The organism is Nonomuraea glycinis (assembly GCF_035920485.1).
GTDB classification, from domain to species: Bacteria; Actinomycetota; Actinomycetes; order Streptosporangiales; family Streptosporangiaceae; genus Nonomuraea; species Nonomuraea glycinis.
On the sequence record NZ_CP109166.1, the window covers coordinates 4,616,581 to 4,631,979 of the forward strand.

Genomic DNA, 15,399 nt, shown 5'->3' on the forward strand with positions numbered 1-15,399 from the left:
AGAAATCTGACCCGATGTCATATTGTCTCGGGTGATCTTACGGCCGTCCGGCGACAGTTCCTCCCCATCGTTCGGACGACGGCTCACCGAGAACCCGGGCACCTCAGTGCATGGTGATGGCGCGCTTGAGGATCTTGCCCGTCGGGCTGACCGGCAGCTCGTCGGCGAAGGAGATGCGCCGGGGATACTTGTAGGCCGCCACCCGCTCCCGGACGAAGGCGCGCAGCTCGTCGGCCCCGACCGCCCCCCGCAGGGACACCACGGCCGCGATCTCCTCCCCGAGCTCCGGATGGGGCACGCCGATGACCGCCGCCTGCCGTACGGCGGGATGCTCGTACAGCACCTCCTCCACCTCGCGCGGATAGACCGTGTACCCACCCCGGATGATCACGTCGCGGCGGCGGTCGACCAGGAAGAAGAAGCCGTCGCCGTCCACCCTGCCGAGGTCGCCGGTATGGAACCAGCCGTCGCGGATGGCCTCGGCGGTCGCGGCCGGGTTGTTCCAGTAGCCCTTCATCACGTTCGGCCCCCGGATGACGATCTCGCCGATCTCGCCGTACGGCACCTCGCCGCCGGCCTCGTCCACCACCCGCATCTCGATGCCCCGGACCGGCCAGCCGACCGAGCCCGCCCGGCGGCCGTCGCCGCTGCGGTTGGTGGCGGCCACCGCGGAGGTCTCGCTCAGGCCGTACCCCTCCACGATCGGGCAGCCGAAGCGGACCTCGAAGGCGCGCAGCACGTCCAGCGGCAGCGGCGCGCCGCCGGAGACGCACACCCGCAGCAGTGACAGGTCCGAGGCCCCCGGATGGTCCAGCAGCGCGATGTACATGGTGGGCACGCCCTGGAAGACCGTGACGCCGTCGCGCCGCATGACCTCCAGGGCCCGGCTCGCGTCGAAGCGGCGCATCAGCGTGAGCCGCGCGCCGGCGTGCACGGTGGCGTTGAGCGAGCACGTCTGCCCGAAGGAGTGGTAGAGCGGCAGCGCGCCGAGCACCACGTCGTCCACGCCGAGCGCGTGCATGCGGGCCACGGTCGCGGCGTTGCCACCGAGGTTGCCGTGGGTCAGCTCGATGCCCTTGGCCCGGCCGGTGGTGCCGGCGGTGTAGTGGATGACCGCCGTGTCACCGTCGGCCCTGGGGGTGACCTCGGCCTCGGCGGGCAGACCGCGCAGCAGCCTGCGGAACTCGTCGGGGACCACGAAGAAGCAGTCGGTACGGGTGCCGGCCGTCCCCGCCTCGGCGGCCTCCGCGAACGCGTGCCAGGCGATCAGCAGCCTGGCCCCGCAGTCCATCACGTACGAGGCGATCTCGCGTTTGCGCAGCAGCGGATCGATCGGGACCACCACGGCCCCGATCCGCAGCACCCCGTAGTAGACGGCGGCGAACTCGGGGACGTTCGGCAGCATGACCGCCACCCGGTCGCCGACGCCGACGCCGCGCCGGCGCAGCAGGGTGGCGACCCGCGCCGTCATCAGCTCCAGCGCGCCGTAGGTGAGCACCGCTTCGTCCAGCGTGATCGCCGCCCGTTCACCGAGTCGCTCGGCGGAGGAGTGGAGCCGGTCGGCGAGGTTCATGGCACTGACCGTACGTCCGGCATCCCGGAGTCCTCATTGGTCACGGTGGCCAGTCTTTTCCGCCGCGGATTGTGCCTGGGGGCAGCGAGTCCTGCAGTGCGATGGCCACGAGCAGTTCGACGAGGTCGTCGATCCGGCGCAGGCTGCGCCCGGTCCGCTCCTGGATGCGGCGCAGCCGGTACTGGGCCGTGTTGGGGTGGATCTGCAGCCGCTCGGCGGCGGTGCGCAGGTTCAGGTCGGCGGCGGCGAAGGCGCGGATGGTGGCGGTGAGCACGCCGCCGCGGGCCCGGTCCTCGTCCAGCAGCGCGGTGATCCGGGGATCGACCAGGTGGCGGGCGGTGTCGTCGGCGCGCAGCGCCAGATACTGGAACGGGGTGATCCGGGGGAGCGCGGCCACGCCGCCGTCCTCCGACAGGAAGTCCAGCACCGCGCGGGCCTCCTGGTAGGCCTGCGGGATCAGGGCGAGGTCCGTGCTGACCGTGCTGATGCCCATCGCCAGCACGATCCCCTCCGCGAGCAGCGTCTCGCGCAGCTCCTGCAGCCGGTCGCACAGCTCGCCGGGGTCGCCGCCCTGGCCGAGCACGGGGACGGCGACGATCTCCGACTGCCGCACCACCGACAGGGTCCGCGCGCCGTGCCCGCCGGTCCTGGCGATGGCCGCGCAGGCCGCGTGCCGGGCGTCGGCGCCCCGGTCGGGGCCGCGGGGCACGGCGCCGCGCAGCCCGAGCACGACCGCGACGACCACGAGCACCGAGGTGCGCGCGTCCGGCGCGAGCCCGTGCGCCTGCGCCGCCGCGAGCTGCGGCCCGCGCGTCGGCAGCGTGCCGGCCAGCAGCGTCTCCAGCAGGTCCCGGCTCTCCCGCACCGCCTCCGCGGCCGCGTACTGCTGGAATTCCATGTACGCGTTCGCGGCGTGCGTGCTGGCGAAGTCGCAGTAGCGCATCAGCGGGGCGGCCAGCGCGAGCGCGGCCTCGTGCCCGGCGGGCGAGTGGCCGGCCCGGGAGAGCACCGACTCCCAGAAGACCTGCTGGCCGACGCGGAAGGCGTTGATGTAGTCGGCCAGGGCCAGCCCGGCGCGGGCCCGGCGCATCGCCGACCGGCGGACGAAGGCGATGTCGTCCAGGGTCACCGTCCTGTCTTCGAGCAGCACGGCGAGCTTGCTGCGGTAGTGGCGCGCCACCTGGTCGCGCACGTCGGCCAGGAACGCCTCCTCCCGCGCCGCGTAGGCGGGGATCTCGGTGCGCATCGTGGCGACCGCCGTGGCCGCCAGTCCGTCGAGGTCCGCGAGCAACTCGGCGAGGATCCGCGCGCGTTCGGCACGTACGGGCGCCGCACCAGTGAACGTTTCCATGCTGGAACCACTGGACATGTCCGGGATGATCCATGCCGGTTGCGGACGGGTCAACAGGTCGTAACCGGTCCGAGACAGAGGCTGTGCTCGGCGGACAACCTTCGTCTCACATGTTGGGTGACCGTACCCAATGCGGCCGGTGACGGCCGGATCCTACGCTGACCCCAACTTCAGAACATTCTTCCGCTCGCAGCGCCTCAGGAGGCCGGATGCTGGAAGTACACGATCTCACGGTCCGTTTCGGAGGCATCACCGCGCTCGACGGCGTCGGGTTCTCCGTGGCGCCCGGCGAGATGGTGGGGCTCATCGGGCCGAACGGCGCCGGCAAGACCACCCTGTTCAACTGCCTGACCCGGCGCTACACCGCCGACGAGGGCAGCGTCCGGTACGAGGGCGCGGACCTGCTGGCCGTCGCCCCGCACGCCATCGCGGCCCTCGGCATCGCCAGGACCTTCCAGAACCTCGGCCTGTTCCCGCGCATCTCCGTACGGGACAACGTGCTGGTCGGCGCGCACCACCGGGGCCGGTCCGGGTTCCTCACCGCGGCCCTGCGCCTGCCGGGCGTCGGCCGGGAGGAGCGGACGCTGCGCGCCGAGGCGGACGCCATGCTCGCCCGGCTGTCGCTGACCGAGGTCGCCGGCCACCCGGCCGCCGGGCTGCCGTTCGGCACGCTCAAACGGGTCGAGCTGGCCAGGGCGCTGATCGGGCGGCCGCGGCTGCTGCTGCTCGACGAGCCGGTCAACGGGCTCAACTCCGCCGAGGTGGCCGAGTTCGCCGGCACCCTGCGGGCCCTGCGCGACGAGCTCGACCTGACCGTGGTCGTGGTCGAGCACCACATGGGCTTCGTGATGAGCACCTGCGAGCGGATCGTCTGCCTGGACTTCGGCAAGAAGATCGCTGAAGGGCCGCCGGCCGAGGTGCAGCGCGACCCCGGCGTCATCGAGGCCTACCTGGGGACCGCCGTATGAACGAGCTGGTGGTGTCGGAGCTGCACGCCGGATACGGGGGCGCGCAGGTCCTGCACGGCGTGAGCTTCACGGTCGGCGAGGGGGAGATCGGCGCCATCCTCGGCCCGAACGGCGCGGGCAAGACCACCCTGCTGCGCGCCCTGTCGGGCATGGTCAAGGGGCGCGGCAGCGTCCGGCTCGACGGCGTCGAGTTGCTCGGCAACTCGCCGGACACGCTCGCCAGGCGAGGGGTGGCGCACGTCCCCGAGGGGCGGGGCACGTTCATGCCGCTGACCGTCGAGGAGAACCTGCGGCTGGGCGCCTATGTACGGCGGTCCGGCGTGGACGCCGACCTGGATCGGATCTACGGCTACTTCCCCGCCCTGAAACCCCGGCTCAAGCAGGCGGCGGGCAGCCTCAGCGGCGGCGAGCAGCAGATGCTCGCCCTCGGCAGGGCGCTCATGCTGCGGCCCCGGCTGCTCCTGCTGGACGAGCCGTCGCTCGGCCTGGCCCCGCTGGTCACCCGGGAGCTGTTCCGCATCGTCCGGGCCATCAACGAACAGGAGCGCACCACCGTGGTCGTCGTCGAGCAGAACGCCCATCTCGCCCTGGGCATCGCCCAGCAGGCGCATGTCCTGGAGACCGGCCGGATCGTGCTGTCGGGCACCGCGGCGCGGATCCGGGCGGACGAGCAGGTCGCCCAGTCCTACCTCGGATACCGGGTGTAGGGATGGCCGGATTCCTGCAGCAGATCGTCGTCGGGCTCGGCGCGGGCGCGATCTACGCCAGCCTCGCCCTGGCCCTCGTGCTGATCTACCGGTTCACCGGGATCGTCAACTTCGCCCAGGGCGAGCTGGCGATGTTCTCCGCGTACGTCGCCTGGCAGTTCATGGCCGTCGGCGTGCCGTTCTGGGCGGCTCTGGTGCTGGCCCTGGCGGTGTCGTTCGTCGGCGGGATGCTCATCGAACGCGTGATCATCCGGCCGGTGGAGGGCGCTCCCGAGCTGACCGTGGTGATCGTCACCGTGGGGCTGTTCATCTTCGTCAACGCGGTGGCGGGCTGGATCTGGTCGTTCCTCATCAAGGACTTCCCCAACCCGTTCCCGAGCGGCGCGATCGAGGCCGGCGGGCTCACCGTCGGCTTCGCCACGCTCGGCGTCTTCGTGGTCGTCGGGGTGGTGATGGGGCTGCTGTACCTGCTCTTCCAGCACACCAAGATCGGGCTGGGGATGCGGGCGGTGTCGGCCAACCCCGACTCGGCGCGGCTCGTGGGCATCCGGGTCGGCTGGACGCTGGCGCTCGGCTGGGGGCTGGCCGCCACGGTCGGCGCGGTCTCCGGCGTGCTGGTGGCCCCGCTGCTGTTCCTGGAGCCGAACATGATGGGCGGCGTCCTGATCTATGCCTTCGCCGCGGCCACGCTCGGCGGCTTCGACAGCCCGATCGGGGCGGTGGTGGGCGGGCTCATCGTGGGCGTCGCCGAGACCCTGGCCGGCGCGTACGTGAGCGCCATCGGGCCCGACCTCAAGGTGGGGGTGCCGCTGGTCATCATCCTCGGCGTCCTGCTGCTACGGCCCCAGGGCCTGTTCGGGCGAGCGGTGGTGGAGCGGGCATGAACGAATCTCCGGTGAGCACGGGCGAATCCACGGCCACGGTGAGCAGCGGATCGGCGGCGGGCGCGGTGACGCGGGCTCGTGCGGGCGTGGCCCGGTGGCGCTGGGCGGTCGCGGGGTTACTGCTCTTGGCGGCGGTGTACGCGCCGTTCCAGCTCGTTCCGTTCCATGTCTTCCAGCTCACCATGGTGCTGGTCTACGCGTTGGCGCTGCTCGGGCTGAATCTGCTCGTCGGGCACGCCGGGCAGATCTCGCTCGGGCACGGCGCCTTCTTCGCCGTCGGCGCCTACGCCACCGCGATCCCGCTGGCCCGGTGGGACGTGCCGCACCTGGTGACGCTGCCGATCGCGGCCGGGGTGGCATTCCTGCTCGGCCTCGCGCTGGGCCTGCCCGCCATGCGGCTGCGCGGGCTCTACCTGGCCCTCGTCACCCTGGCCATCGCGATCTTCCTGGTGCCGCTGCTCAAGCGGTTCGAGGAGGTGACCGGCGGGTCCATGGGGCTGACGCTCCCCAAACCGGCGCCACCGGCGTGGACCGGCCTGGCAGAGGACCAGTGGCTGTACTTCCTGGCCTTGGCCGTGGCGCTCGTCGCGTTCGGCCTGGCGGCCGGGCTGCTGCGCTCGCGGGTGGGGCGCGCCCTGCACGCCATCCGCGACAACGAGGCCGCGGCCGAGGTCATGGGCGTGCGGCTGTCGTACTACAAGACGCTCGCCTTCGCCTGGAGCGCGCTGTTCGCCGGGGCGGCGGGGTGCGTCTACACCTGGGTGATCGGGTTCGTCTCGCCGGACTCGTTCGTGGTCACCCTCTCGATCACCCTGCTGGCCGGCATCGTCGTCGGCGGGCTCGGGTCGCAGGCCGGCCCGCTGTTCGGCGCGCTGTTCGTGATGTTCGTGCCGAGCATCTCCCAGGACGTCAACAAGGCCGCGCCCGGCGTCATCTTCGGCCTGCTGATCATCGCGGTGATGTACGTCGCGCCGACCGGTCTCGCCGGGCTGGCGGGGCGCGCGGCCGACTCGCTCAAGAAGACCCTCCGGAAGGGGTAAAAGGGATGCGTTTATCTGCGATCGGCCGTACGGCCGTGACGGCCACCCTGGTGATCGCCGCGGCGGCCTGCGGGGGGCGGGACAGCGGCGGCGGCACACCGTCCACGGCGGCCGCGGGGGAGTGCCAGGGGCAGCAGACGACCGGGATCACGGACACGAGCATCAAGCTCGGCGGCATCTATCCGCTGTCGGGGCCCGCGTCCGCGTACGGCGACATACCCAAGGGCATCAAGGCCTACTTCGACTACGTCAACGCCGAGCAGAACGGCATCGGCGGGCGCAAGGTCGAGTTCGTCGTCCGCGACGACGGCTACCAGCCGCCCAAGGCGGTCGAGGAGGCGCGCAGGCTGGTCGAGCAGGAGCAGGTGTTCGCGCTGTTCCAGACGCTGGGCACGCCGTCGACCACGGCGACGTGGGACTACGCCACCCAGCGGAAGGTGCCGCAGATCTTCGTCGCCACCGGCGCCTCGAAGTGGGGCCTGGACACGGCGCATCCGTGGACCATCGGCTGGCAGCCCAACTACATCTCCGAGGCCCGCGTCTACGCGCAGTATCTCAAGACGGAGAAGCCCCAGGCCAAGGTGGCCGTCCTCTACCAGAACGACGACTTCGGCAAGGACCTGCTCGGCGGCTTCAAGAACGCCATCGCGGGCACCGAGATCACCATCGCCGCCGAGCAGAGCTACGAGGTCTCCGACCCCAGCGTCGACCCGCAGATGCGCAACCTCGCCGGGTCGAAGGCCGATGTCTTCCTCAACATCACCACTCCCAAGTTCGGCTCGCAGGCGCTGGCCGCCGACGCCAAGAACACGAAGTGGAACCCGCTGCACATCGTCAACAACGTCGCCGCCTCCGTCACCGTGCTCAAGCCGGTCGGCTTCGAGAACGTCCAGGGCGTCGTGTCCTCCTCCTACTACAAGGACCCGCTCGACCCCACCTGGGCGGACGACGCCGAGATGAAGCTCTACAAGCAGAAGATGCAGCAGTACGCCCCCGGAGTCGACGCCAACATCCCGTACCACACCTTCGGCTGGGCGGTGGCGAGCAGCTTCCACAAGGCGATGGCCGCGGCCAAGTGCCCGACGCGCGAAGGGCTGCGCGACTCGGTGCGCGATCTGAAGGGCGTACAGGTCGACATGCTGCTGCCGGGTGTGGTGCTGGACACCGCGCAGGGTGACGGCTTCCCGATCGAGTCGATGCAGCTGATGGAGTTCAAAGGCGAGCGATGGGAGCTCTTCGGCGAGGTGATCGACACCCGCAAGGAGTTCGGCCCCCTCACCGGCTGACCCGCAGAAATCCGCCGGCACCCGCTGCGGCCCTCGCGCACGGCAGCCGCGCACGGTCACGACCGCGAAGTCGTGGCCGTGCGCGGCCGTGTCAGCCGTCCGCGCGCACGTAGCTGGTCAGCACGGCCTGGGAGTCGAGGCGGCGGGTGTCGGTGAGGCGCAGGGCCAGGCGGTCCTGCGGGTGCGGGAACAGCTGCCGGCCGCCGCCGAGCACCACCGGGTGCACCACGATGTGCCACTCGTCCACCAGGCCGAGCCGGGTGAGCGAGGACATCAGCGTCGAGCCGCCGGTGAGCAGGAGGTCCCCGCCCTGCCGCTCCTTGAGCGCGGTGATCTCCCCGGCCACGTCCGTGTTGATCAGCTGGGCGTCCCACTCGACCTTCTCCAGGGTGCTGGACACGACGATCTTCGGGGCCGCCCGCCAGATGGGCGCGAACTCGAGGTCGTGCGGGTGCTGGGAGATCGACTCGGCCTGCGGCCAGTAGGAGGACATGACCTCCCAGACCGCCCGGCCGTACAGGAAGGTGCCGGTCCTGCCGACGAGTTCCTGGGAGTACGCCGACAGCTCGGGGCCCATGTCCGCCCAGTCGAACTCGCCGTTCGGCCCGTCGATGTAGCCGTCGACCGAGGTGTGCACGTAATAGATGATCTTGCGCATGTGCGGGCTCCTGGTGAGTGTTCCTGTGGCCTTTCGCGAGGGGGTCGGAGTCGCCGGCGCGTTCTTGACACGTACCCGGACGTTCTTCTGGAAAAAAGGGTGAGCGGTCCCCGTGGGGACCGCTCACCGGGTTGTCAGGTCAGCTCTGGGCGGCGTCCGTCGCCGGGGCGCCCTTACGGGCGGGGGCGGTGGATCTGCCGGGGATGGACCGGAGGTTGAAGGCGTACCTGGCCGTGGAGTCGGCGATGGCGTCGGAGTTGATGTCCAGCGCGGTCGCGTTCACGTTGGTGGTCGTGTCGCATGCCTGGTGGTAGCAGGGGTCGTAGGCGGCGCCCGCCGTGCCGCCGAACAGCGCGGCCTCCTCCGCCGTCTTGATGCCCTCGGCGCCGGTGAAGATGCCGCCCGACGGGATGCCGACCGCGATGAACGGCCCGTAGTCGGAGCGGCCGTCGAAGTCGGTGCCGATGGTGGGCAGGTTGCGCTTGCCGAAGAACTTCGCCAGCTGCTGCTCGATCTGCGCGGATCCGGGCGGGCCGGCGGGTGAGCCGGTGGCGTCGGAGTCGTCGCCGTCGTACAGCATGTAGGCGTAGTTGGGCGAGGCGACCATGTCGAAGTTCAGATAGACCCTGACGCGGTCGCGGTCGGCCTGGCTGAGCTTCGCCACATACTGGTCGGAGCCGAGCAGGCCGATCTCCTCGGCGGCCCAGAAGGCGAAGCGGACCTTGTTCTTCACCGGGAAGTGCTGCAGTTGCAGGGCCGTCTCCAGGATGGCGGCGCTGCCCGAGCCGTTGTCGTTGATGCCGGGGCCCTCGGGGACGCTGTCGAGGTGGGCGCCGACCATGACGACGTTGCGCGGGTCGCCGAGGCGGGTCTCCGCGATCACGTTGTCGTCGGTGCCGAGCACCAGGGTGGAGTCGACCTTGAGCCGGATGGTGGCGCCCGGCGTGGCGGCCAGCTCGTTGCCGACGGAGAAGTCGGCGTAGACCATCGGGATCGCGGCCCGCCATTCGCCGATGTCCAGCGGGTTGGCCTCGGTCCGGCCCGGCTGGCCCTCGTTGAAGACGATGACCCCGCTGGCGCCGGCGGTCCCGGCGTTGCGCACCTTGGTGGCGAAGGGGCAGGTACCGCGCTGGATGAGCGCGATGTTGCCTGCCTGGAAGCCGGTGAAGTCGGACTGCTCGCAGCCGCTGGTGGAGGAGGAGGCGGGAGTGGGCGGCAGGGTGAGGTCGACGCCCTGGACCGGCGCGGTCACGTCACCCGCCGGGGACGGCTGGAAGGCGTAGAAGTCCTCGTTGGGGACATAGGTCCTGGCGCCCGCGGTCAGGGTGGGCGGGGTGTTCTCGGTCCAGCTCTCCACGAAGTTGATCGGCTGGAGGGTGACCTTGTAGCCGGCCTTGCGCAGCTTGCCGGCGACGTAGTCACGGGAGGCCTTGTAGCCGGCTGTGCCGGCCGCGCGGTTGCCCCCGTTGGCCGTGGCGATGGCTTGGAAAGCCTGCAGGTGTTTGTTGACGTTCGTGCCCTTGACCTTCTTCACCAGCAGTTTGGCGGCTGCTTCGTCAACGATTCCGGCGCTGGCCGGAGGCGTGAAGGCGAAGGGGAGGGCGAGTGCCGTGACCAGTGCGGCGGCACGTATGGCACTTTTTCGGAAACTGAGTTTCATTTCGCACTTCCCATGGGACAGCTTGAAGCGGGCATGCGCTTGGGTGCGCGGGGCCATCTCAGCGGATGGCGACAAAGGGACCTACGCGGCATTTATTCCCCCGAATGTGTGCCTTAGGGAAGGTAGTACCGACAGATACCCGTGAAAAGACCCACTCAGCCCATGGTGTGTACCAGATTTAGGACAATCTCGCAGTTGACCTTTTCATGATAAATGTTTATAACGCCGCTAATCCGCCGGTCCTCCCAGGGGATCCGCGCCTGGTGAACGTGCGATACGCGGCCGAACGGGCTCATTTGATCACAGTGCACCGCATAGCCTGAAGTTCGACGCGAAGGGGCTACGGGTGCTGCAGGGGTTCGTACGCGTGGCGCTGGCCGTCACGGTGGTGGTGCTGGCCGTCGTGCCGGACACCGTGGTCACCGCCATCACCCGGTCCTCAGGCACCGAGGCGACCTGCCCGCCGAGGGACACCCGGGTCACCGCCCCCTACCCCATCACCGGCTACTGGGTCATCCCGCGCCCGGACCGGTGCGTGACCCAGCGCCTGGTGGAGGCGGTCCACGGCGTGGGCGGCGACACGATCATCACGTTCGGCGCGCGGATCCTGCCCGCCGAGGTGGACGGCGACGGGCGGGTGACCGGTGACCTCGCCGGCGACTTCGCCGGCTGCGTCGAGAACGGCAAGCCCTGTTACCAGGCCGCGCTGGAGGCCGCGCCCGGCCGGACGATCGGCCGGGTGTACACCTACCTGACGACCGAGCGGTTCGGCGACGCGGTGCTGCGCTGCCCCGGGCTCGACCGGCGGATCGAGAGCGGCGGGCGCACCTACTACCGCCTGATGCTGGGCGGCTGCGACGCCGGCCGCCACGACCTCCTGCTGATCGCGGCCGACGGCGACGGGGTGGGCAACCTGCTCGCCGAGGCGGCCGCGTACGGCATGCGGGTCTTTCCCGGTCTGCCCGTGCCGCCCAGGGACCCCGGCAAGCCGTGGCTGCCCGACCTGGCGCACCTGCCCGCGCTGAACGAGCTCACCGCGCGCGTCCTGGCCGACTATCGGCAGCGGTACGCGACCTCGGCCGCGCTCGGCGGGGTCTACCAGTCCTTCGAGCTCGCTATGCGGGACCGGGCCGACGACGACGCCATCATCGCCCTGTACGCCGCGCAGCACGAGGTGGTGGCCGCCGCGATGCCCGGCACGAAGATCATGGTGAGTCCCTTCTGGGACGCGCGCAGGGGTCGCGGCTTCCCGGTCGAGCAGGTGGGCAAGGGCTTCGCCGACATCGCGGGCACCCGGGCGGGCGCGCCGATGGCCATCGCGATCCAGGACGGGCGTGGCGTGGGCAAGGTGCCCGTCTACGGCGCGGACGAGGTGGACGCCTCGGTCGGGCCCCGGCTGGCGCCGATGGTGGGCGAGCGCACCCACCGGCAGGCCTACCACGGCTCCACCCGCGACTACGTGGCCGAGGCCGCGCGCCACGTCGAGCCGGGGGTGGAGCTGTGGGTGAACGTCGAGGTCTTCGAGCCCACCCAGGTGGCGGGCGAATGCGGCCGGGCCAACCCGTTCCCGCTGCGGGGCCGCGCCACCAAGAGCCGGGTGGACGAGCAGGTCGCCGCGGTGGGCGGGAACGCCACCAAGATCATCGCGTACGGGTGGGACCCGTTCCTGACCTGCCGGTCCGACGACGCCACGCCCTCGCTCAGCGACGATCTCGCGGCGGGCTGGCGGCAGCCCATCATCGCGGACGCGCGGTGGACGGGCGCCGGCATCACGGTCGAGGGCTATCGGCTGGGCGGCGGCGACCTGCGCTTCACCTACCAGGCGCGGGGCGCCGGGACCAGGACGGTGACCGTCCCACAGCAGCGGCACGCCCCCCGAACCGGCGATCCCGACCGGGCGTCTGACGGCGGCGATGCCGACCGGGAACCCGACGGCGGCGACGGCGATGCCGAGCGGGCGCCCGGCGGGCTGGAATCGGCCTGGGCGCCGTTCGCGCCCGGCGACCTCGACCCCGCCCGGCCGTGGATCACCATCACCGCGACCGACGGCGCCGGCCACACCAGCACAGGCGGCTACGCCTTCAACGGCGGCACGCCCGCGGCCGGCCGCGGGCGGTCATGATTGGCCAGCCGGCGGGCGGCCGTGTCTGGTCCTGACCGGCACGCCCGTGGCCGGTCGTGTCGGGTCGTGATCGGGCTGGCGGACGCGCTCCGTGCGGGAGATCGCAGCGGAAAAATGGCGTACTAGGCCACTTGTCCGATAAGAGTGACATATGAGACATGAGAGGAAGAAGTGCGGCACGTCTTCTGATCATGGGGGTACCCGGGTGCGGCAAGGATGAGCGGACGGGGGATTCCGGGACGGGTGGTCTCGCCGGTCCAGGTCGGTCGGGACCGGGAGCTGGACCGGCTGGCCGCCGCGCTGGCCCTGCCGCCGTCGGTGCTCGTCGTCGAGGGCGAGGCCGGCATCGGCAAGTCCCGCCTGGTCACCGAACTGCTGGCCCGCCCGGAGGCCGCCGGGCGGCGGATCCTGAGCGGCGGGTGCGGCCAGATCAGGGAGCCGTTCCCGCTGGGCCCGCTCGTCGAGGCGCTGCGGTCCACGGGCGGCGAGCTGGCGGGCGCGGCGCTGTCACCGGTGGCCGGCGCGCTGCGCGGCCTGTTCCCCGAGCTGGCGCACGTGCTGCCGAAGCCGCCCGAGCCGCTCGACGACCGGGCGGCCGAGCGGCACCGGCTGTTCCGCGGCCTGGGCGAAGTGCTGGCCGCGCTCGGCCCGGCGGTGCTGGTGGTGGAGGACGCGCACTGGGCCGACGAGCAGACGGTCGAGTTCCTGTCGTACCTGCTGGGGAACCAGCCGGGCTCGCTGTCGATCGTGGTGACGTACCGGGGCGAGGAGGTGCCGGCGGGCGTGCGCGCGCTGACCGCGCGCCCCCGTGACGTGCTCACCCACGAGCACGTGGTGCTCGCGCCGCTGGACGAGGGGCAGACGCGCGCGCTCGCGGCGGCGATCCTGGGCAGCGAGGAGGTCTCCGCGGAGTTCGCGGCACACCTGTGCGTGCGGGCCTCGGGGCTGCCGCTGGCGATCCAGGAGCTGCTGGCCCTGTTGCGGACGCGCGGGGCGTTGATCCCGTGGGCCGGTGGGTGGGCGCGCCGGACGCTGGACGCACTCGACGTGCCGAGCGGCGTGCGCTCCTCGGTACGGGAACGGGTCGGCAGGCTCTCCCCGGCGGCGCGGGCGGTGACCGAGGCGGCGGCCGTGCTCCAGCTGGCCGTACCCCTGACGGTGCTGATGGGCGTGACCGGCCTGCCCCCGGCTGCCGTGGCCGACGGGGTGGACGAGGCACTGGACGCCGGCCTGTTCGCCGAGCGCGAGGGCATGGTGGGATTCCGGCACGTGCTGGCCGCCCAGGCGGTGTACGAGGGCGTCCCGCTCGGCCGCAGGCAGACGCTGCACGCCGCGGCCGCGGACGCCGTACAGGGGCTGGTTCCCGTGCCGCTCGGGCAGGTGGCGCACCATCTGCGGCAGGCGGGCCGGGACGACGACTGGGTGACGGCCGCGCGGCGAGCCGCGGACCAGGCGGTGGAGCTCGGCGACGACGCCGAGGCGGCCCGCCTCCTGGAGGACGTGCTGCGGCGCGCGCGGCTGCCGGAGCCGATCCAGGCGGAGTTGACGGTGCGGCTCGGGTGGATCGCCACCGAGGTGCTGCACGTCCCCGACATCTGCGATCTGTTCGCGGCGGCGCTGCAGGGCGAGCCGCCCCGGGCCGTCCGCGGCGAGCTGCGGCTGCTGCTGGCCCTGCACCTGAATCTCGCGCGGTCGGATCCGGCGCGGGAGCGGCGGGAGATGGCCGCGTCCGTCGACGACCTGGGCGATCGTCCGGAGCTGGCGGCGTGGGCGATGATGGCCCTGGGCCTGCCGACAGCGCCGGGAACCTCGCTGGACCAGCACGTCGCGTGGCTGGACCGGGCGCTGGAGACGGTGCCCGCGATCGGCGAGCCGACCATGCGCCTCTACCTCCAGGGCAAGATCGTGATGGCGCTGGTGCTGATCGGCGACCCACGCTGGCGCGACCTGGCCGAGGGGATGGAGCAGGAGGTCGCCGACCTGCCCGCACACCGCCGTACCGTCAACGTGCCCTTCTCGATCGGGGCGGCCGCGGTGCTGACCGGGGACCACCACCTGGCCCGGCGGCTGCTCACGATCGCGCTGGAGCGCGGGGCGGAGATCGACGCCACCGGACCCATCGCCGTGCGCTGCCGGGCCTCCCTCCTCCAGGTCGCCTATCTCAGTGGGGCCTGGGAAGGGCTGGCGAGGGAGCTCAGGGAGCTCGGCGAGGAGCTCAGCGAGCGGCCGGAACGGGACACGCTGGCGCTGGCGACGGCCGGGTTGCTGCTGGCCGAGGGCGATCTTGACGCGGCGCGGAGCCGCTTTCTCGACCAGATGCGGATCGGCCTGACCACGGACACGGCGGACCTGCCCTTCCCCGCGACCGCGCTGCTGCGGCTGGGGATCGCGCGCGGCACCGCGCCGGCCGCGCTCGCCGAGACGGCCGAGGCCGTCGCGGCCTGGGAGGCGAACGGGCTGTGGCCGCTCGGGGTGCGTGCCCTGCCGGCGCTGACGGAGGCGCTGCTGGCCGCCGGGCGGCGGGAGGAGGCCGCCGGAGCCGTGGCGCGGTACGAGTCAGGGCTGCGCGGGCTGGACGCGCCGTTGGCCGTACCGGCCCTGGAGCACGCGCGCGGGCATCTGGCGGCGGGCACCGGGCGGTGGCCGGAGGCCGTGGCGCACTTCACCGCCGCCGCGGCGGGCTACGAGCTGCTGCCCGCCGCCTACGAGGCCGCGCAGGCGAGAGAGCAGGTGGCGGCCTGCCTGTTCGAGGCCGGTGACGACACGGCGGGGTCGGCGCTCAAGGCCGTGCTCGCGGAGTACGAGCGGATGGAAGCGCGCTGGGATCTGGACCGGGCCACCCAGCTGGGCCGGCTGCACGGGCTGCGCACCGGCCGGCGTCGCGGCTCGGGAGGTCCGGAGCGGGGGCTGACGGCCCGGCAGTGGGAGGTCGCGCGGTTGGTGGCGACGGGTCTGACCAACCAGCAGATCGCCAGGGAGCTGTTCCTGTCGGCCAAGACGGTGGACAAGCACCTCAGCGCCGCGATGCAGAAGTTCGGCGCGCGGTCACGCACGGAACTGGCCCGGCACCTGGAACGCCCCCTCCCCGACTGAATGGGGAATTTTCCCCATACAGCTCCCATACCCCGGCGGGTGACGTGGCAAGGATGC

General features: G+C 71.8%; 11 protein-coding genes. 7 read left to right on the forward strand and 4 right to left on the reverse strand.

The features are described 5' to 3' along the window. Positions 1-103 precede the first annotated feature (103 nt). Both OHA68_RS21885 and OHA68_RS21890 read right to left on the reverse strand, forming a co-directional pair. Positions 104-1,573 (reverse strand): long-chain-fatty-acid--CoA ligase, encoded by a 1,470-nt coding sequence (locus tag OHA68_RS21885; protein WP_327109295.1) that lies wholly within the window; start codon positions 1,571-1,573, stop codon positions 104-106. A gap of 40 nt (positions 1,574-1,613) precedes the next feature. Continuing rightward, entirely contained in the window at positions 1,614-2,924 is a 1,311-nt protein-coding gene (locus tag OHA68_RS21890) for a PucR family transcriptional regulator (protein ID WP_327109296.1), read from the reverse strand. A gap of 209 nt (positions 2,925-3,133) precedes the next feature. Here OHA68_RS21890 and OHA68_RS21895 point away from each other — a divergent pair, with 209 nt between their 5' ends. From OHA68_RS21895 to OHA68_RS21915, 5 genes are read left to right on the forward strand one after another with little or no spacing between them, the layout of a single operon-like run. Next, entirely contained in the window at positions 3,134-3,892 is a 759-nt protein-coding gene (locus OHA68_RS21895) for an ABC transporter ATP-binding protein (RefSeq protein ID WP_189138565.1), read from the forward strand. After that, a complete protein-coding gene (locus OHA68_RS21900; RefSeq protein ID WP_327109297.1) occupies positions 3,889-4,599 on the forward strand; it encodes an ABC transporter ATP-binding protein in 711 nt (236 codons plus the stop codon). Before OHA68_RS21895 ends, OHA68_RS21900 begins: the two co-directional genes overlap by 4 nt. Positions 4,600-4,601: 2 nt before the next feature. Next, a complete protein-coding gene (locus OHA68_RS21905; RefSeq protein ID WP_327109298.1) occupies positions 4,602-5,483 on the forward strand; it encodes a branched-chain amino acid ABC transporter permease in 882 nt (293 codons plus the stop codon). After that, positions 5,480-6,523, forward strand: a complete 1,044-nt coding sequence (locus tag OHA68_RS21910; protein WP_327109299.1) for a branched-chain amino acid ABC transporter permease — start codon at positions 5,480-5,482, stop codon at positions 6,521-6,523. Before OHA68_RS21905 ends, OHA68_RS21910 begins: the two co-directional genes overlap by 4 nt. Positions 6,524-6,528: 5 nt before the next feature. Further along, positions 6,529-7,809: an ABC transporter substrate-binding protein gene (locus OHA68_RS21915; RefSeq protein WP_327109300.1), complete on the forward strand. Its 1,281-nt coding sequence runs from the start codon at positions 6,529-6,531 to the stop codon at positions 7,807-7,809. A gap of 91 nt (positions 7,810-7,900) precedes the next feature. Here OHA68_RS21915 and OHA68_RS21920 read toward each other — a convergent pair whose 3' ends face one another. Both OHA68_RS21920 and OHA68_RS21925 read right to left on the reverse strand, forming a co-directional pair. Then, positions 7,901-8,467, reverse strand: coding sequence for a dihydrofolate reductase family protein (locus OHA68_RS21920; protein WP_327109301.1), 567 nt, complete (start codon positions 8,465-8,467; stop codon positions 7,901-7,903). 139 nt (positions 8,468-8,606) lie between these two features. Then, on the reverse strand, positions 8,607-10,127 hold the full coding sequence (locus OHA68_RS21925) for a M28 family metallopeptidase (protein WP_327109302.1): 1,521 nt from the start codon (positions 10,125-10,127) through the stop codon (positions 8,607-8,609). Between the two features lie 346 nt (positions 10,128-10,473). Here OHA68_RS21925 and OHA68_RS21930 point away from each other — a divergent pair, with 346 nt between their 5' ends. Next, positions 10,474-12,249, forward strand: a complete 1,776-nt coding sequence (locus OHA68_RS21930; RefSeq protein ID WP_327109303.1) for a DUF4434 domain-containing protein — start codon at positions 10,474-10,476, stop codon at positions 12,247-12,249. A 216-nt stretch (positions 12,250-12,465) separates the two neighbouring features. Continuing rightward, positions 12,466-15,342, forward strand: a complete 2,877-nt coding sequence (locus OHA68_RS21935) for an AAA family ATPase (protein WP_327109304.1) — start codon at positions 12,466-12,468, stop codon at positions 15,340-15,342. Positions 15,343-15,399 lie beyond the last annotated feature (57 nt).